Raw genomic sequence first — 17,339 nt, forward strand, 5'->3', positions numbered from 1 at the left:
CGTGCGCGTGACGTAAGTGGTCTAGGTCAGCAAACCTTGCGCCAAGGTAGGCCGCCAGCGTGACAGTTTGATGTAGGTCAGCGCCTTGGCCGGCCTACCGGGATGCCTGAAAATACAGCGTAGACCAGATCCCATGCCTTGATTCGCCTGGCCTGATGCATTTTCAATGTCACCCTTGAGGGGCTTCTGTAACCGGATGTTCATGGCCTGTGCCTAGGCTTGCACTATTCTCCAGTTGCCCTGTTGTGGGGCTGGACTAGTCCAGATAGGTAACCTTTGATGCAAGCGACGCCAGCGCGCGCGGTAACAGTCATCTGTCATGCCCTGCAGGAGCAGATCGAACACGGCCTGCTGGCGCCGGGCGGCAAACTGCCGGCCGAGCGCAAGCTCAGTGAAGTCTTCGCCACCACGCGCATCACCCTGCGCGAGGCACTGCTGCAGCTGGAGGCACAGGGCTTGATCTATCGCGAAGAGCGCCGTGGCTGGTTCGTTGCGCCGCAGCGGTTAAGCTATGACCTGATTGCCCGTAGCCACTTCCACGCGATGGTCCGCGAGCAGGGGCGGGTGCCGGCCACCGAGCTGTTGTCGGCGCGCCTGCAGCCGGCCTCGGCGGCCATCTGCGCGCGCTTGCGCCTGCCGGGGTTGTCCAGCGTGGTGCAGATCTGCCGGGTCCGGCGGATTGACGGGCGCGCGGTGCTGTATACCGAGCACTACCTGGCGCCAGCGTACTTCCCGCAGATTCTCGAGCAGGACCTCAGTCAGTCGCTGACCGAGATCTACGCTCGCGAGTATCAGATTGAATATGGCCGGGTCTGCTTCGAGATCCTGCCCACCGCGTTGCCTCTGCCCGCCGCCAGCGCGCTGAAAATTTCGGCGGGCAGCCCGGGCTTGCAGGTGACCCGGGTCAACTGCGATCAGCAGGGTCATCTGATCGACTGTGACCTGGAGTACTGGCGCCATGATGCAGTGCGGATCAGGGCCGAGGCGGGCTAGCCTGAACAGTCAACGGGTCGGCGGCGCTGTTGGTGCATCCTTGGCAACCGCTTCGCTCAGCCCGCCGCCACCGGCGGTGACCACCTGCACCGACAGCCGTGGCATCGCCAGGTCCAGGCCGGCTGCGTCAAGTTGGCGTTTGAGCGCCAGGTTGAACGCCCGCGACACTTCCCACTGCTTGATCGGCGCAGTCTTGAAGCGCGCCCGCAGGATCGCCTGGCCGGCCTCGAAGCTTTCCACCCCTTGCAACTCCAGTGGCGACCAGATGTTGCGGCGCATCAGCGGGTCGCTGCGCAGGGTCTGGCCGACCTCACGGATCAGGGTGATGGCCTTGTCGATGCTCATGCCGTGAGGCACGGCCACGCGGAAGATGGCGTAGCCGAACTCACGCGAGTAGTTCTTGATGCTCTTGATTTCGCTGAACGGGATGGTATGCACGATGCCATCGATATCGCGCAGGCGCACGGTACGGATGGTCAGGCCCTCGACGGTGCCCAGGTGGCCGCCGACTTCGACATAATCGTCGATGGCCAGTGAGTCTTCGATGATGATGAACAGCCCGGTGATCAGGTCGGCGACCAGCGACTGCGCACCAAAGCCGATGGCCAGGCCGATGACACCGGCACCGGCCAGCAGCGGCGTGACGTTCATGCCCATGTTGGCCAGGGCGACAATCACCGCAATGATGAAGATAGCCACGAACATGACGTTGCGGATCAGCGGCATCATGGTCTGCGCGCGGGCGTTGGCCAGGCCACGGCGCGAGCGCACCAGCGCATGATGCACCGCCGTGTCGGCGAGGATCCACACCAGCCAGGCGGCGATCAGGGTACCGGCCAGGCCGAGCAGACGCAGGCTGACGTCATGCCCTTCGCCCTCGGCAAAGCCGATCATCGACAGGCCCCAGACGCGCAGGCCAAGCTCGATGAACACCAGCCAGATCAGCACATGCAGCAGGGCGTAGCCAAAGTTGCGCAAGCGCTCGGCATACACCGCCTGACGGCGATTGATCCGCTTCGGGTTGGCCGCGTGGCGGCGCACCAGGCCATTGACCACCATGCACACCACCACCAGCACGGTACACATCAGCGACTGGCGCAGGGCTGTGCTGGTATCGCCAGCGGAAACGAAGGTGGCCACCAGCGAGATCGCCACCAGAATCATCGCTGGAATGAACCAGAAGCTGCCGAGAATCTCGATGGTGTCACTCAGGGTGCGCCGGTTCAGCCGACGCGACAGTGGCTGGTTGCGAATCAGGTGGGCAATCGGGCGGCGGAAGCGCAGCACGAACAATCCGGTGCACAGCGCCGCCAGCACGTTGGCCAGGGTCGCCAGAGCGTGGGCCAGATGGGTGCCCAGCGCTGCGGTCAGGCGCGGGTCGTTCATCGCTTCGCCAAACGCGGCGAAACTGCCGATCAGCCACAGCGGGCGAAACGCCTGATGCCGCAGAATATGCAGGGCGCGGTGGCGGTGCGGGCCATCGAGCAGGGAGAAGGCAATCACGCAGATCGCCGAGAAGCAGGTGCCCACTACCAACGCGTAAGCCAGCACCATCGCCATCGATTTGCCCAGCGAGGGGGGCAGGGCGAAGCTCAGGTAGACGGTGATGATCAGTGCCACCAGCCACGGCCCCAGTTTGCGCAAGGCAAACAACACCAGGTCACCGGTGCGCGGGTGTTGCGGCAGCTCAGCCTTGAGACCGAAGCGCAGGCGCACGCGCTGGCCGATCCAGTTGAACAGCATGGCCAGCAAGCTCCACACCGCAATCACAGCCGCGAAGCCGAACAGAATCGCCGGCCACTGCTGCACCGGCACGATCAGCGCGCTGAGCTCATCCTGGGCCTGATTGATTTCCAGCGACCAGCGCCGAAACGGGCTTTCATCGCCGCTGAACTGCTTTTCAATGTCATGCAGGGCGCCGCTGATGAGCCCGAGCACGCCTTGTTCCGGGTTGGCCTGGGTCTGTTTGCTGGCATCACGGAGTTTTTTCAGGTCGGCCAGCAGCTTGCTGCGTTGCTGGTCGTTTTCGAGGTTCTTGATCACCTCGTCCAGCGACTTGGCCAGCGGCTCGCTGGCTTGCGGTTGTGCCGGCGCGCTCGAGCCGAGCAGGCCGGGAATGCCGGCGGCATAGCTCGGCGTGATGAACAGCAACAGCAGCAGGGTCAGGCAACGCAGGAAGACAGGCACCGGAAAAACTACCTCAGGACAATCGATCGACCGAGTGTAGAGGTTTATGTGGGCAGTTTCTCGAGGATCTTCCAGCACATGATGCCGAAAATGCCCAAGGTGCCGATCCACATCATCAGCACCCCGGCGTTGCGCTCGCGCAGGCTGAAGCCGATGGTCAGCAGCATCAGGAACAGAAATACCGGAACGAACAACGAGAGAAAGGGCGACATGCGACAGAATCCTTCTGCGGGGTAACTGGATAGCCACTATGCATCCAGCATAGCGGCTGCGCCGAGGGTGGCCATTGACCCTCAGCAGGTTGCCTTCAAGGCAGTTCGCGGGTGCGGTAGAACGCGCTCAGAACCTTGACCAGGTGAGCCAGGTCATGGCTGCCGCACAGCTCGCGGATCGAGTGCATGGCAAAGGTCGGCAAGCCGATGTCGACCGTGCGCACACCCAGGTGGCTGGCGGTGATCGGGCCAATGGTCGAACCACAACCCATGTCGCTGCGCACCACAAAGCTCTGCACTGGTACTTCTTCAGCCATGCACAGGTGGCGGAAGAACCCGGCGGTTTCGCTGTTGGTGGCGTAGCGCTGATTGTTGTTGACCTTGATCACCGGCCCGGCATTGAGCTTGGGCCCATGATTACCGTCGTGCTTGTCGGCGTAGTTGGGGTGCACGCCGTGGGCGTTGTCGGCCGAGATCATCAGCGAACGCTGGATCACGCGAACGTACTCGTCGCCATCCGGCAGCAGGCGCTGCAGGGTTTGTTCGAGCATTGGGCCGTCGGCGCCGCAGGCCGAGCTGGACCCGACTTCTTCATGGTCGGTGCAGACCAGCACGCAGGTCTCGTCGCTGTCGGTTGCCAGCATCGCCTGCAGGCCGGCATAGCACGACAGCAGGTTGTCGAGGCGGGCGCCGGCGATGAAGTCACCATTGAGGCCGATCAGGGCCGCGTCCTGGGTGTCGTAGAAGCTCAGCTCGTAGTCGAGCACCACGTCGGCATTCAGTTCGTGTTCGCGGGCCAACTGCTCGGTGAGCACAGCGCGGAAATCGACCCGCTCGTCACCGGCCACCTGGGCGATGATTGGCGGCAGTTCGAGCTGGGCATTGATCGGCCAGCCTTCGTTGGCGGTGCGATTGAGATGGATCGCCAGGTTGGGGATCACCGCGATCGGCAGCTTGAAGTCGACCAACTGGCTTTCGACCTTGCCATCACGGCGGAAGGTCACCCGCCCGGCCAGCGACAGGTCGCGGTCGAACCACGGCGCCAGCAGCGCGCCGCCGTAGACTTCGACGCCCAGCTGCAAAAAGCCGTGGCGCTGCAGTTCAGGCTGCGGCTTGACTCGCAGGCACGGGCTGTCGGTGTGCGCGCCAACCATGCGGATACCGCTCAGCAGCGGTGATAGCGAACCGAGCTTGATCGCGATCAGCGACGAGTCGTTGCGGGTCAGGTAGTAACGCCCGCCAGGCACGGTGGCCCAGCTGTCACGCTCGTCGAGGCGCTGAAATCCAGCGGCTTCGAGGCGCTGGACCAGGCTTGCCGTGGCGTGGAAGGGCGTCGGGGAGGCCTTGAGGAATTCGATCAGGCCCTGGTTCAAAACATCGCGCATAGTTCACTCCAGACAGCAATGGCGCGAGTTTAACGCAGTTCTGCGACGTTTTGTGTCGGCGCACAGCGACTTCAGAACGGAGCCGGGCACTCGAACTTCAAGCGCTCACCGCTGACCGGATGGGTAAAGCTGAGCATGCTCGCGTGCAGGCATAGCCGCTCATGGGCGGCCAGCGCCTCCGGGTTGGCGTACAGCCGGTCGCCGAGCAGCGGATGGCCGATCGACAGCATGTGCACGCGCAGTTGATGCGAGCGGCCGGTGATCGGCGTCAGCTCGACCCGGCAATAGTCGCCACAGCGCTCGACGATGCGCCAGAAGGTCAGTGCATGCTTGCCTTGCTCGTGGTCGACCACATGCCGCGGTTTGGTCGGCGGGTCATAGCGCAGTGGCAGGTCGATGCTGCCGCTGTCCAACGCCGGCTGGCCCCAGCACAGTGCGGTGTAGGCCTTTTCGGTTTCGCGATCATGAAACTGGCGCGACAGTTCTCGATGACTGTCGGCATCCCGAGCGAGCAGGATGATCCCCGAGGTTTCCCAATCGAGGCGATGCACGATCAGCGCTTCCGGGTAGCCGTTTTCCTGCAGGCGGGTGATCAGGCAGTCCTTGTTGTCGTCGGCGCGGCCCGGCACCGAAAGCAGCAGGGTCGGCTTGTTGATGACCAGGACAGCGTCGTCCTGATGAAGGATGTGCACGTTCGACAGGGGCATTGTTGCGTCTTCTCTGGAAAAACTGACAAAAGCGGCCCTGAACCGCAAAACAGCCACGGGCGGCACCAGATGTTCTGGTTGCGTCAGTGGCTGCTTCGCGGTTCAGGGCCGCTCCTGCAGGTGTGCCTGCAGCGTTGATTAACGCTCGGGCAGGGTGATGTTCAGCTCGAGGATCGAGCAGCTGCCTTGGTTCTCCAGGGCAACCACCACGTCATCGTTGCCGATATTGACGTACTTGCGGATCACCTCGACCAGCTCTTTCTGCAGCGCCGGCAGGTAGTCCGGCGTGGTGCGCTGACCGCGCTCGTGCGCCACGATGATCTGTAGACGCTCTTTCGCTACCGACGCACTGCTCTGTTTCTGTCTGCCACGAAAGAAGTCAAAAAGGTTCATGGTTTACTTGCCTCCAAACAGGCGCGCGAAGAATCCTTGCTTCGGCATTTCGATGAACCGCAACGGAAGGTTTTTCCCGAGCAGGCGGTCGATGGTGTCGCTGTAGGCCTGGCCTGCATCGCTCTGATCGTCGAGGATGACCGGCACGCCTTGGTTCGAGGCTTTGAGTACGGCTTCGGACTCCGGAATCACGCCGATCAGATCTACCGAAAGGATGTCCTTGACGTCGTCGACCCCGAGCATCTCGCCTTTGCTTACGCGCTCTGGGTGGTAGCGGGTGATCAGCAGGTGTTCCTTGATCGGGTCTTCATTACGCTCGGCGCGGCGCGACTTGCTCGCCAGCAGACCGAGCATACGATCCGAGTCACGTACCGAAGACACTTCCGGGTTGGTCACAATGATCGCTTCGTCAGCGAAGTACATGGCCAGGTGGGCGCCCTTTTCAATACCGGCAGGGGAGTCGCAGACCACATATTCGAAGTCTTTCTTCAAGTCCATCAGGACCTTCTCGACGCCTTCCTGAGTCAGCGCGTCCTTGTCGCGGGTCTGGCTGGCAGCCAGCACGAACAGGTTCTCAAGGCGCTTGTCCTTGATCAGTGCTTGCTGCAGGTTGGCTTCGCCATTGACCACGTTGACGAAGTCATACACCACGCGACGCTCGCAGCCCATGATCAGGTCGAGGTTACGCAGGCCGACGTCGAAGTCGACGATGACAGTCTTGTGCCCGCGCAGGGCCAGGCCGGTACCGATGGCGGCGCTGGTGGTGGTCTTGCCCACACCCCCTTTGCCGGAAGTAACCACGAGAATCTTGGCCAAGGTGTTTCACCCCTAAATAAAATAGTCGGGACAGCAGTCCCTGAAAAAGCACAAAACGGCAACGATGAAAAAGTTGCTCTAAAAATGCCGCAAGTATCCGTTAAAGCCGGGTGATGTTCAACACATCGCCAGACAGGCTGACCTGTACCCCCGAACCCCACAGTGGGTCGCGGCGCAGGTCTTCGCAGACCCGGTACTGACCGGCAATCGAGACCAGCTCTGCGGTCATCTGCTGGCAGAAGATGCGCGCCTTGGTGTTGCCCTTGATCCCCGCCAGGGCCCGACCACGCATTGCGCCGTAGACATGGATGTTGCCATCGGCAAGAAGTTCCGCACCCGGGCTGACCGATGTGGTCACCACCAGGTCACCGCCCTGGGCGTAAATCTGCTGGCCACCGCGCACCGGCGTGGTGATGATCCGGGTCGGCCGCACTTCCGGCTCGGCGGGTACCACGGGCGCCGGTTCTGGCTCGGGCTTCTTGACTTCCGGCTCAGGCTCCATTGGCCGCTCGCGGGCACCGGACGGCGGCAGCACGGGCAGGTCGATGGCAATCGCCGCAGCAATGTCTTCGATACGGTTGGCGCGGATCGCCAGAGTGCGCAGGCCATGGTGGCGGCAGATGCGCATCAGCCCGGGCAAATCGATGGCGCCTTCGCCGGCCGGCAGTTTGTCCAGCGCCAGCACCAGTGGGGTATTGCTGAAGAAATTCGGTGCCAGGGCGACTTTTGCCGCCAGCTGGCGGTCCAGCGATTCAAGGTCGTTGCGCGCCAGTTCCAGAACGGTAATGGCAAGCATGCTGCCCTTGAGCTGGAACGCGGGGGCGTGTTCGGGGGTGTGGTTTGGGCTCATGGTCTGCATAGACGGCTTGTAACGGAAAAAGTGCCCTGACTTATAACGAGAACGCGGGTTGCCCGCAACCGGCGGCGATCCGTTGTAGAATGCGCGGCCTTTGTCTTTCCGGAAGCTTGAATGGAACGCCCGCGTTTTCGTCGTTATTTTCTCCACCCGCGATTCTGGGGCCTGTGGTTGGGCCTGGGGCTGCTGTGGCTGACTGTGCAACTACCGTATCGGGCACTGCTGGCGCTCGGCCGTGCGCTGGGCGCGGTGATGTATCGCTTTGCCGGCGAGCGTCGGCGCATCGCTGCGCGCAACCTCGAGCTGTGCTTCCCTGAGCTTTCCGCCGACCAACGGCTGCGGTTGCTCAAAGAAAACTTCGCCTCCACCGGCATCGCCTTCTTCGAAATGGCTATGAGCTGGTGGTGGCCAAAGGCCCGGCTGGCGCAGCTTGCGCATATCGAAGGCATCGAGCACCTGCAGGCCGCCCAGCGCGATGGCCAGGGCGCGATTCTGATGGCGGTGCACTTCACCACTCTGGAAATCGGCGCCGCACTGCTCGGCCAGGTGCACACCATCGACGGCATGTACCGCGAGCATGGCAATCCGCTGTTCGACTTCATCCAGCGCAGTGGCCGTGAGCGGCATAACCTCGATTCGCTGGCGATCGAGCGCGAGGACGTGCGCGGCATGCTCAAGCTGCTGCGCAGCGGCCGCGCGATCTGGTACGCACCGGATCAGGACTACGGCGCCAAGCAGAGTGTGTTCGTGCCGCTGTTCGGTATCCCGGCGGCAACGGTTACCGCCACCACCAAGTTTGCCCGTCTGGGCAAGGCGCGGGTGATTCCGTTCACTCAGCGCCGGCTTGAGGATGGCAGCGGTTACCGTTTGGTTGTGCATCCACCGCTGCAGGACTTCCCGGGCGAGACCGAGGAGGCCGACTGCCTGCGCATCAACCAGTGGGTCGAGAGCGTGCTGCGTGAATGCCCGGAGCAGTACCTGTGGGCGCATCGCCGCTTCAAGTCCCGCCCTGAAGGCGCGCCACGGCTGTACGACAAGAAGCAGCGCTGACGCCAGCACATCCAGGGAGGATCACATGACTGCAACCACGGGCCTGATTCTCTCTGGCGGCGGTGCCCGCGCGGCTTATCAGGTGGGGGTGCTGGCAGGTATTGCCGAGTTGCTGCCGCCTGGCGCGGCCAACCCGTTCCCGGTGATCGTCGGCACCTCGGCCGGGGCCATCAATGCGGTGACGCTGGCCAGCGGTGCAACTCGTTTTGCCGAATCGGTGCAGCGCCTGACCGCCTTCTGGCAGAACTTCAGCAGCCACTTGGTGCTGCGCAGCGACTGGCCCGGGGTGATTCGCCAGGCCAGTCGCTTCGTCAGCCACAGCTTGCTGGGTGTTGGCGGCGACGTGCCGGTGGCGTTGCTCGATAGCAGCCCGCTGCGTGGCCTGTTGCAAGCGCACCTGCATCTTGACGGCATTGGCGAGGCGCTGGCCAGCGAGCAATTGCGGGCCGTGGCCGTCACCGCCTTTGGCTACGACTCGGGCCAGGCAGTGACCTTCTATCAAGGCGGCGAGACCATTCAGCCATGGCTGCGCCATCGGCGTATTGGTGTGCCAACTGCGCTCAGCATCGAGCACTTGCTGGCCAGCTCGGCGATCCCCTTGCTGTTTGCCCCGGTCAAGCTTGGCGACGAATACTTTGGCGATGGTGCGGTGCGCCAGTCGGCGCCGATCAGCCCAGCGTTGCACCTGGGCGCAAGCCGGGTGCTGGTGGTCGGCGTCAGCGGCAACCCGCAACGACCGGCGTCGCCGTTGCCCAGCCAGCGTCTGTTCAGCGGTCGCCAGCCGAGCCTGGCGCAGATCGGCGGGCACATGCTCAACAGCACCTTCATCGACAGCCTGGAAGACGACATCGAGCTACTGCAACGGCTCAATCACCTCAGCCACCTGCTGCCGGCGCATTTGAATGCGCGGGCGCTGGGCCTGGCACCGATCGAGGTACTGGTGGTTGCGCCGAGCCAGCCGCTGGACGAAATCGCCGCTCGCCATCGACGCCAGCTGCCGGCGGCCTTGCGCATGTTCCTGCGTGGGCCGGGGGCGACTCGTACCAGTGGGGCAGGGGTGTTGAGCTATTTGCTGTTCGAGGCGAGTTATTGCAGCGAGCTGATCGAGCTTGGCCGGCGCGATGCCCTGGCCAAGCGTGGGGCGCTGAGTCGTTTTCTCGGCTTGTGAGTTTTGGGGCCGCAAAGCGGCCCCAAATATGCTGATTACTCGGCGATCTGCAGTTTGCGCGCCTGGGTGTAGACGTAGCGCACCTTCTCGTATTCGAACGGCGAATTCAGCTGGCCATAACGGAAGGCAGTGGTGTAGCGCTTGTCCACAGCCCGTAGGAACAGAATCTCCGGGTGATCGCTGGTGAAATTGGCCATGTCCAGGTAGTTGATCGACTGTTCGCCGGCGTAGTCCACCACCACCCCGGTGGTGTCGCGCAGGTTCGATGGGCCGAGGATCGGCAGCATGATGTACGGCCCGTCGGGTACACCATAGAAGCCCAGGGTCTGGCCGAAGTCTTCACTCTGGCGCGGCAGGCCCATCTTGGTCGCCGGGTCCCACAGGCCGCCGACACCGATGATGGTGTTGAACATCAGCCTTGCAGTGATCTTCGCCGACCGCTCGGCCTTGAGCTGCAACACGCTGTTGAACAGGTTGGGCACATCGCCAAGGTTGCTGAAGAAGTTGCTCACCCCGGTACGCACGAAGCGTGGCGTGATCGCGGTATAACCGTCGACGGCAGGCAGCAGCACCCACTGATCGAAGCGATAGTTGAAGTGGTAGATGCGCCGGTTCACCGACTCCAGCGGATCGTAGATATTCAGCGCGGTCAGGGTCGAGCGTTCGAACTCACGCTGGTCCAGCCCAGGGTTGAATTTGAGCGAGCGCAACGGGTCGAGAAAGCCATCGCTTTGCTCGACCGGCGCATCGGCCACGTTGGCATCGATCACGCTGGTACGCGGCGCGATCTCCTCGGCCTGGGCATACCCGGCGGCGAGCAAAGCGGTGACGAGCAGCAGTCGTTTAACCACGGAAGAACTCCAGCATGGCGTCGCTGTTGACGCGGTAATTAAGGTTGCCGCAATGGCCGCCGTGCGGGTACAAGGTCAGCCGATCGCCAAATACTTTACGCAGAAAACCGATATCGCCAGGGCCGAGGATCAGGTCGTCGGCATTGTGCATGACGGCAATCTTCGGGCTTTTGCTCAGGTAGTCTTCAAGGGCGTACAGGCTGGCTTGATCGACCAGCTGCAGCACGCTGCCACCGTCGGTCCGCACGCGCCACATCGGGATCACCTGCTCGGTCAGGTAGCACTCGAAGTCGCACTGCAGGGCGCGCTTGAACGCCGGGGTCAAGCTGGTGCCTTCGGTGATCGGCTGCTTTGGCGGGGTAATCAGGCCGCGGCGGTTGATCAGGTCGGAGGTAAAGGCAATGTCGGCCGCCGAGAAGCGGAACGAAGTGCCGATCAGCATCGCCATCTGCTCGTTGGACAGGTGCTCGCGCGAGCGCTGGAAGTCATACAGCAGCGCGTCGTTGAGGTCGATGTAGCCCTTGTCCTGGAAGTAACGGGTGAGCTTTTCCAGCATCAGTTCGTAGAACGTGGTGCTGCGGTCGATGCCCTTGACCTGGGTCTGCACCAGCTTGTCGAGGTTGCTCACCGAGGTGTAGAGGTTGACCGGCGGGTTGAGCAGCAGCACGCGCTTGAAGTTGAAGCTGCGCCGGGTTTCGTCCAGATGGCTGACAAACGCCGCATCGAGGGCGCCGAGGCTGTAGCCGGTGAGGTAAAAGTCCTTGATCGGCAGGCGCGGGTGCTGCGCGCGCACCGCCTGCATGACCCGGTACAGGTCCTCGGCATCTTCTTTGGTCACGCCTGGGGTGGCAAAGCGCGAGGCGGCGCTCATGAAGTCCCAGCTGGTCGGCGACGACAGCTGCACGACATGGAAGCCAGCCTGGTAGTAGAGCTTTTTCAGGTATTCGTTGGTCGAGCTGCTGTAGGGCGCGCCGGTGCCGGCAATGATGAAGATCAGCGGCGCTTCGTGGTCCTGGCGGGCCATGCGGTACTTGAGCTTTTTTACCGGCCAGAAGTTGTCCGGCAGGGTGAACTCACGCTCAGGACGCAGGGTGAGGCTGTAGTCGGCCTGGGTGATGTCATCATCACTGGGCAGCGTCGGCCGTAGTTCAGGCGGGGTGGTGGCAATCGTCGCCTCGAACGGGTTGGTCAAGGGAAAGCCATAGCTGGCGGCGTCGATATCCCGCGCCGAGGCGGCCGCAGCCATAAGCAAGCCACCCAGAAGGGCAGCGAGGCGCAGTGATCGAAGCATTGAATCCCCCAGAATATTCGGCAAGGCATGACGGTACGCAGGCTCTGACCACGGCCCAGCAGGCAAAGTTGCCGGGTGTATGGCCATTTGTTATGCCAGTTTTTACCGCGCCAGTGAATAGTGCGGTAACAATCGCTCTGTGCAACATAGCGGCTGCCGGGAAATCTTGCCTTGCACAGATGTCGCCAGTGATTATGCTGGCGTTTGTTTACATTTGCCCGGAGATCTTCATGCCTCGTTCATTGCCCGTCATTGTCCTGCTGCTGTGCCTGCCGTTGTGGCTGGCGGCCAGCTATGGCGTGCGCTACGGGCTGATGGAGGACGGCCAGTGGGTTGGCCTGTGCGGCGTACCTGCGCAGTATTGGCAATGCCAGGTGCGCTCGCTGCTGGGCCTGGCGATTCATTTTCAGCTGATTGCCTGGCTGGCTGTGGCCCTGAGCGTGCTCGCGCAACTGCTCAAAGGCCGCGCCGGCTGGTATCTGGCCGCAGTCGGCTTGCTGTTCGGGCTCAGCGCGCTGGTGCTGTATACCGCCAGTATCGCCGTGTTCGCGGTGGTCCTGGCCGGCTTGCGCCTGGTGCGTCAGGCACAAGGCGCCAGGCTGGCATGAAGGTCAGCGCTTACGCAAACTGCGCCACAACGCGCCGACCATCAGTACGCTGACTACTGCCCAGGCCCAGGCTTGCTGGTTGGCCAGCCCTTCACGGTACAGCTGTGGCAGCACCCCGGCGCCGATGATGAATGCCAGCAAGGCCACCTCGGCCCGACGCGCCACGACTGGTCGCAGCAAGTACACCAGCGCCGGCAACAACAACGAGGCAGTCGGGAAGCTGCGATAGCGCGGCTCGAAGACCATCGCCAGCATGCTCACTGCAGCGGCGAAACCCGCCGCCAGCAGCAGCCAGCCGGCGCGCGCTTCAAACCAGGCAAACAGCCGCTCACGCCAACCCTGGCGCTGCGCGAAGGCCAGCAGGGCGTGGGCCAGCACCAGCAGGTTCAGGCCTGCCAGCAACACTGCCCACAGCCATTCGCCGGCAAAGCGTGCGTTGGTCCGCATCAATTCGCCCCATAGGCCAAGGCTGGCAGCACCAATCGCTGCAAGCAACGGCAGCAGCAGTGCGGCCCGGGCATTGACCGGGCGCCCGGCAAACAGCAGTGCCGCCAGCAGCAACAGCGCACTCGCCGCCAACCACTGTGGCCACAGAGCCAGGTTGCTGACCGGCCCTTCGAGAATGCCTTTATCCTGCCGGTCGGCGTCGTACAACCCCCAGTAACCGCCCACCGCACCTTCGCTGGCACGCTTCCAGGGCTGGTCGAAGGCTTCGATCAGGTTATAGCTCCAGTCGTTCTGCTCTGCCATCGCTACAAAACCGCGAATGAAGCGTGCCTCGTTGACCCGGCTGGGCAGCGCGGTTTCACGCTGGCGGCCTTCGCTGGGCCAGCCGGTCTCGCCGATCATGATCTGCTTGGGCGCAAAACGGGCGCCGAATACCTGGCGCACCTCGGCGACATGGGCCAATGCCTGGTCGATGCTACGTGGGTCATCTTCCCAGTACGGCAGCAGGTGAATGGTCAGGAAGTCTACTGCCGGCGCGATCTGTGGATGCTGCAGCCAGAATTCCCAGACATCGGCGTAGGTCACTGGCACCGTGACCTGGGCCTTGACCCGCTTGATCAGCTCGGCCAGGCGCTCGCCGGTGACTTCCTTGCGCAGCAGGGTCTCGTTGCCGACGATAACCGCACTGACCACATCGGGGTTGGCATTGGCGGCGGCAATAAGCAATGCGACTTCCTTGTCACTGTCGACCGGATTGGCATTCACCCACGCGCCGAGCATGACTTTCAGGCCATGCTTGCGCGCCAGCGCCGGGATCGCCTCAAGACCGGTCATCGAATAGGTGCGGATGCACTGAAAACGTTCGGCCAGCAGGGCCAGATCGGCGTCCATCCGCGCCGGGCGCAGGCGAAACGGCTGGTCGAACGGCGATTGGTCCTTGTCGAACGGGGTGTACGAGGCGCACTGCAGTTTATGCGTCGGGCTGGCGGCGTCGGGCAGCAGCACCGGCTTGCCCAGCCCGTACCAGAGCGCGCCCAGCCCGGCGAGGGCGAGCAGGCAGGCGAATACAAAGAGTGGCAGCAGATTGCGGGCGGAGCGGGGCATCGGGCGGTCCATCGTCAGGCGCAAAGGGCTAGATGATAGCCGCAAATCGCCGGCGCCAACGCATTGGCATGCAAGGATCGCGCAGGCCAATGTCGGCCGATGGCGCTAATGGCCAAGTGCTGTCGCATCTGGTTAAGGTAGAGGTCGCGGCTGGAGCAGGTCGCGCTTTGTTGCAGGTTGATGATGCTATCTCCGAGACCTGACGAGGGGATGCATTGATGAACATGCGACGTATGCTGGGGGTGGGGTCCGCCCTGTTGTTGGCCATGAGCGCTGGGCAGGCCATGGCTAAAGAAGTAAGCATCGGTTATGTCGATGGCTGGGCCGACAGTGTTGCGACCACCAACGTCGCCGCCGAGGTTATCAAGGAAAAGCTCGGCTATGACGTCAAGCTGCAGGCGGTAGCAGCCGGGATCATGTGGCAAGGGGTTGCCACCGGCAAACTCGATGCGATCCTCTCGGCCTGGCTGCCGGTGACCCATGGTGAATACTGGGCCAAGAACAAGGACAAGGTGGTCGACTTCGGGCCTAACTTCAAAGACGCCAAGATTGGCTTGATCGTGCCTGAGTACGTCAAGGCCAACAGCATCGCAGACCTCAAGACCGACACCAGCTTCAAACAGAAGATCGTCGGCATCGACGCAGGCTCGGGCGTGATGATCAAGACCGAGCAGGCGATCAAGGATTACGACCTGACCGGTTACAAGCTGCAGGCCAGTTCCGGCGCCGGCATGACCGCCGAACTGGGCCGCGCCGAGAAAAAGCAGGAGTCGATTGCTGTTACTGGTTGGGTGCCGCACTGGATGTTCGCCAAGTGGAAACTGAAGTTCCTCGAAGACCCGAAAGGCGTGTTTGGCGCGGCTGAAACCGTCAACAGCATCGGCAGCAAGGACCTGGAGAAAAAGGCCCCGGAAGTTGCAGCTTTCCTGAAGAAGTTCCAGTGGCAGTCCAAGGATGAGATCGGCGAAGTCATGCTGGCCATTCAGGATGGCGCCAAGCCAGAACAAGCGGCCAAGGATTGGGTCGCCAAACACCCTGAGCGCGTGGCGGAGTGGACTGCCAAGTAACGCGTTGAACGAGCCATAGCAGCATCGCCGCCCAAGGTTGAGTCGTCACCTTGGGCGCGCTGTTTTCAGCTGAAAAAGCGCTGCGCTGCCTGAGGTTTGTTACCAAAACCGCAAAACACTCTTGCATCTAAGACTAAGGTCGTCTGGTTGGCGTCCAACAGCAGCATAAAGTTACAGGTGGGTTATCCATAATCTGTGCTGCTAGGACAAAAACAATGAACGACAGCATTTACCTCTCGATACAGAACAGTCCGCGCTTCAAGGAACTGGTCAGCAAACGCGAGCGATTCGCCTGGATTCTTTCGGCAATCATGCTCGGCCTCTATTGCGGATTCATCTTGCTCATCGCCTATGGCCCGCACCTGCTCGGCGCCAAGATCAGCCCAGACTCGTCCATCACCTGGGGCATCCCCCTGGGCGTCGGCCTGATCCTTTCAGCCTTTGTGCTGACCGCCATCTATGTGCGTCGCGCCAACGGCGAGTTCGACGAACTGAACAAGGCAATTCTGGCGGAGGCCAAGCAATGATGCGACCTACCAAAACTTTGGCCGTATTGGCCTGCGGTGTCTTCGCACCCGCTGTGTGGGCGGCTGACGCGCTCACTGGCGAGGTGCAGAAACAGCCCCTGAACATGGCTGCCATTCTGATGTTCCTGGCCTTTGTGTTGTTCACCCTGGGGATTACCTACTGGGCTTCGAAGCGCAACAAGTCAGCCTCGGACTACTACGCAGCCGGCGGCAAGATCACCGGTTTCCAGAACGGCCTGGCGATTGCCGGTGACTACATGTCTGCGGCGTCCTTTCTGGGTATTTCCGCGCTGGTGTTCACCTCCGGTTACGACGGCCTGATCTACTCGATCGGCTTCCTGGTCGGCTGGCCGATCATTCTGTTCCTGATCGCCGAGCGCCTGCGTAACCTGGGCAAGTACACCTTTGCCGACGTGGCGTCCTATCGCCTCGGGCAAAAACAGATCCGCACCCTGTCGGCCTCCGGTTCGCTGGTGGTGGTAGCGTTCTACCTGATCGCGCAGATGGTCGGTGCCGGCAAGCTGATCGAGCTGCTGTTCGGCCTGGACTATCACGTTGCGGTGATTCTGGTCGGCATCCTGATGTGCATGTACGTGCTGTTCGGCGGCATGTTGGCGACCACCTGGGTGCAGATCATCAAGGCAGTGCTGCTGCTGTCCGGTGCCAGCTTCATGGCGCTGATGGTGATGAAACACGTCAACTTCGACTTCAACACGCTGTTCTCCGAAGCGATCAAGGTACACGCCAAGGGTGAAGCGATCATGAGCCCGGGTGGCCTGGTCAAAGACCCGATTTCGGCGTTCTCGCTGGGCCTGGCACTGATGTTCGGTACCGCCGGCCTGCCGCACATCCTGATGCGCTTCTTCACCGTCAGCGATGCCAAGGAAGCGCGCAAGAGCGTGCTGTACGCCACCGGCTTCATTGGATACTTCTACATCCTGACCTTCATCATCGGCTTCGGCGCGATCCTGTTGGTCAGCACCAACCCGGACTTCAAGGACGCCGCCGGCGCACTGCTGGGTGGCAACAACATGGCTGCGGTGCACCTGGCTGACGCTGTGGGTGGCAGTATCTTCCTCGGCTTCATCTCGGCAGTCGCTTTCGCCACCATCCTTGCAGTGGTTGCCGGCCTGACCCTGGCCGGTGCCTCGGCGGTGTCGCATGACCTGTATGCCAGCGTCTGGCGCAAAGGCAAGGCCAACGACAAGGATGAGATCCGGGTGTCGAAGATCACCACGATCTTCCTCGGCGTGCTGGCGATCGGGCTGGGCATTCTGTTCGAGAAGCAGAACATTGCCTTCATGGTTGGTCTGGCGTTCTCCATTGCCGCCAGCTGTAACTTCCCGGTACTGCTGCTCTCGATGTACTGGAAGAAGCTGACCACCCGCGGTGCAATGATTGGCGGCTGGCTGGGCCTGATCAGTGCCGTTGGCCTGATGATCCTTGGCCCGACCATCTGGGTGCAGATCCTCGGTCATGAAAAGGCCATCTACCCGTACGAATACCCAGCACTGTTCTCGATGCTGATTGCCTTCGTCGGTATCTGGTTCTTCTCGGTCACCGACAAGTCCAAGGAAGCGGTCAACGAGCGTGCGCTGTTCTTCCCACAGTTCGTCCGTTCGCAAACCGGCCTGGGCGCCAGTGGTGCGGTTTCTCACTAACCGCTTGACCCAATAA

Annotated in this window: 17 protein-coding genes; 7 read left to right on the top strand and 10 right to left on the bottom strand. The window is 62.2% G+C overall.

The window, feature by feature from the left end; translation table 11 throughout:
• The first annotated feature begins 279 nt into the window (after nt 1-279).
• A complete protein-coding gene (locus tag M2396_RS23510; protein WP_259078935.1) occupies nt 280-993 on the top strand; it encodes a UTRA domain-containing protein in 714 nt (237 codons plus the stop codon).
• A 9-nt stretch (nt 994-1,002) separates the two neighbouring features.
• Here M2396_RS23510 and M2396_RS23515 read toward each other — a convergent pair whose 3' ends face one another.
• From M2396_RS23515 to minC, 7 genes are all read right to left on the bottom strand, one after another.
• The gene (locus M2396_RS23515) at nt 1,003-3,180 is read right to left on the bottom strand and encodes a mechanosensitive ion channel family protein (protein WP_150570916.1); all 2,178 of its coding nucleotides are present in this window, start codon (nt 3,178-3,180) and stop codon (nt 1,003-1,005) included.
• Nucleotides 3,181-3,224: 44 nt separating this feature from the next.
• Complete coding sequence (locus M2396_RS23520) at nt 3,225-3,392, bottom strand: hypothetical protein (RefSeq protein ID WP_178080787.1); 168 nt, start codon at nt 3,390-3,392, stop codon at nt 3,225-3,227.
• Nucleotides 3,393-3,487: 95 nt separating this feature from the next.
• A complete protein-coding gene (locus M2396_RS23525) occupies nt 3,488-4,777 on the bottom strand; it encodes a M18 family aminopeptidase (RefSeq protein WP_101321690.1) in 1,290 nt (429 codons plus the stop codon).
• A gap of 71 nt (nt 4,778-4,848) precedes the next feature.
• A complete protein-coding gene (locus M2396_RS23530; RefSeq protein WP_101321689.1) occupies nt 4,849-5,484 on the bottom strand; it encodes an RluA family pseudouridine synthase in 636 nt (211 codons plus the stop codon).
• Nucleotides 5,485-5,622: 138 nt separating this feature from the next.
• Nucleotides 5,623-5,877 carry a cell division topological specificity factor MinE gene (gene minE, locus M2396_RS23535; protein ID WP_101321688.1) on the bottom strand — a complete coding sequence of 85 codons (255 nt, stop codon included), beginning with the start codon at nt 5,875-5,877 and terminating at the stop codon, nt 5,623-5,625.
• 3 nt (nt 5,878-5,880) lie between these two features.
• Nucleotides 5,881-6,693, bottom strand: coding sequence for a septum site-determining protein MinD (gene minD / locus M2396_RS23540; RefSeq protein ID WP_101321687.1), 813 nt, complete (start codon nt 6,691-6,693; stop codon nt 5,881-5,883).
• A gap of 100 nt (nt 6,694-6,793) precedes the next feature.
• Entirely contained in the window at nt 6,794-7,552 is a 759-nt protein-coding gene (minC, locus tag M2396_RS23545) for a septum site-determining protein MinC (protein ID WP_259078936.1), read from the bottom strand.
• A 111-nt stretch (nt 7,553-7,663) separates the two neighbouring features.
• Here minC and M2396_RS23550 point away from each other — a divergent pair, with 111 nt between their 5' ends.
• Both M2396_RS23550 and M2396_RS23555 read left to right on the top strand, forming a co-directional pair.
• Nucleotides 7,664-8,599, top strand: coding sequence for a lipid A biosynthesis lauroyl acyltransferase (locus tag M2396_RS23550; protein ID WP_101321685.1), 936 nt, complete (start codon nt 7,664-7,666; stop codon nt 8,597-8,599).
• Nucleotides 8,600-8,624: 25 nt separating this feature from the next.
• Nucleotides 8,625-9,767: a patatin-like phospholipase family protein gene (locus M2396_RS23555; protein WP_220632407.1), complete on the top strand. Its 1,143-nt coding sequence runs from the start codon at nt 8,625-8,627 to the stop codon at nt 9,765-9,767.
• Between the two features lie 35 nt (nt 9,768-9,802).
• Here the strand turns inward: M2396_RS23555 and M2396_RS23560 are convergent, their stop codons facing one another.
• Nucleotides 9,803-10,618, bottom strand: coding sequence for a VacJ family lipoprotein (locus M2396_RS23560; protein ID WP_259078937.1), 816 nt, complete (start codon nt 10,616-10,618; stop codon nt 9,803-9,805).
• Entirely contained in the window at nt 10,611-11,909 is a 1,299-nt protein-coding gene (locus M2396_RS23565; protein WP_259078938.1) for a serine/threonine protein kinase, read from the bottom strand. The genes M2396_RS23560 and M2396_RS23565 overlap by 8 nt, the downstream gene beginning before the upstream one ends.
• A 230-nt stretch (nt 11,910-12,139) precedes the next feature.
• Here M2396_RS23565 and M2396_RS23570 point away from each other — a divergent pair, with 230 nt between their 5' ends.
• Nucleotides 12,140-12,517: a hypothetical protein gene (locus M2396_RS23570; RefSeq protein ID WP_259078940.1), complete on the top strand. Its 378-nt coding sequence runs from the start codon at nt 12,140-12,142 to the stop codon at nt 12,515-12,517.
• Nucleotides 12,518-12,520: 3 nt separating this feature from the next.
• Here M2396_RS23570 and M2396_RS23575 read toward each other — a convergent pair whose 3' ends face one another.
• Nucleotides 12,521-14,080, bottom strand: a complete 1,560-nt coding sequence (locus M2396_RS23575; protein ID WP_259078941.1) for a beta (1-6) glucans synthase — start codon at nt 14,078-14,080, stop codon at nt 12,521-12,523.
• A gap of 206 nt (nt 14,081-14,286) precedes the next feature.
• On the opposite strand from M2396_RS23575, the gene M2396_RS23580 reads away from it, so the two are divergent.
• The 3 genes from M2396_RS23580 (at nt 14,287) to M2396_RS23590 (ending at nt 17,323) form a co-directional block, all read left to right on the top strand.
• Nucleotides 14,287-15,135 carry a glycine betaine ABC transporter substrate-binding protein gene (locus M2396_RS23580; protein ID WP_150572549.1) on the top strand — a complete coding sequence of 283 codons (849 nt, stop codon included), beginning with the start codon at nt 14,287-14,289 and terminating at the stop codon, nt 15,133-15,135.
• Nucleotides 15,136-15,350: 215 nt separating this feature from the next.
• Nucleotides 15,351-15,662, top strand: a complete 312-nt coding sequence (locus tag M2396_RS23585; protein ID WP_259078942.1) for a DUF485 domain-containing protein — start codon at nt 15,351-15,353, stop codon at nt 15,660-15,662.
• A complete protein-coding gene (locus M2396_RS23590) occupies nt 15,659-17,323 on the top strand; it encodes a cation acetate symporter (protein WP_259078944.1) in 1,665 nt (554 codons plus the stop codon). Before M2396_RS23585 ends, M2396_RS23590 begins: the two co-directional genes overlap by 4 nt.
• Nucleotides 17,324-17,339 lie beyond the last annotated feature (16 nt).

The sequence above is a fragment of the Pseudomonas sp. BIGb0278 genome (assembly GCF_024809895.1).
Taxonomy (GTDB): Bacteria; Pseudomonadota; Gammaproteobacteria; order Pseudomonadales; family Pseudomonadaceae; genus Aquipseudomonas; species Aquipseudomonas shirazensis.

Bases quoted from the DNA above. Each gene is read 5' to 3' on its own strand.
- M2396_RS23510 (WP_259078935.1), top strand. From the start codon at position 280: ATGCAAGCGACGCCAGCGCGCGCGGTAACAGTCATCTGTCATGCCCTG.
- M2396_RS23520 (WP_178080787.1), bottom strand. From the start codon at position 3,392: ATGTCGCCCTTTCTCTCGTTGTTCGTTCCGGTATTTCTGTTCCTGATG.
- M2396_RS23525 (WP_101321690.1), bottom strand. From the start codon at position 4,777: ATGCGCGATGTTTTGAACCAGGGCCTGATCGAATTCCTCAAGGCCTCC.
- M2396_RS23530 (WP_101321689.1), bottom strand. From the start codon at position 5,484: ATGCCCCTGTCGAACGTGCACATCCTTCATCAGGACGACGCTGTCCTG.
- minE (WP_101321688.1), bottom strand. From the start codon at position 5,877: ATGAACCTTTTTGACTTCTTTCGTGGCAGACAGAAACAGAGCAGTGCG.
- minC (WP_259078936.1), bottom strand. From the start codon at position 7,552: ATGCAGACCATGAGCCCAAACCACACCCCCGAACACGCCCCCGCGTTC.
- M2396_RS23550 (WP_101321685.1), top strand. From the start codon at position 7,664: ATGGAACGCCCGCGTTTTCGTCGTTATTTTCTCCACCCGCGATTCTGG.
- M2396_RS23555 (WP_220632407.1), top strand. From the start codon at position 8,625: ATGACTGCAACCACGGGCCTGATTCTCTCTGGCGGCGGTGCCCGCGCG.
- M2396_RS23565 (WP_259078938.1), bottom strand. From the start codon at position 11,909: ATGCTTCGATCACTGCGCCTCGCTGCCCTTCTGGGTGGCTTGCTTATG.
- M2396_RS23570 (WP_259078940.1), top strand. From the start codon at position 12,140: ATGCCTCGTTCATTGCCCGTCATTGTCCTGCTGCTGTGCCTGCCGTTG.
- M2396_RS23575 (WP_259078941.1), bottom strand. From the start codon at position 14,080: ATGGACCGCCCGATGCCCCGCTCCGCCCGCAATCTGCTGCCACTCTTT.
- M2396_RS23580 (WP_150572549.1), top strand. From the start codon at position 14,287: ATGAACATGCGACGTATGCTGGGGGTGGGGTCCGCCCTGTTGTTGGCC.
- M2396_RS23585 (WP_259078942.1), top strand. From the start codon at position 15,351: ATGAACGACAGCATTTACCTCTCGATACAGAACAGTCCGCGCTTCAAG.
- M2396_RS23590 (WP_259078944.1), top strand. From the start codon at position 15,659: ATGATGCGACCTACCAAAACTTTGGCCGTATTGGCCTGCGGTGTCTTC.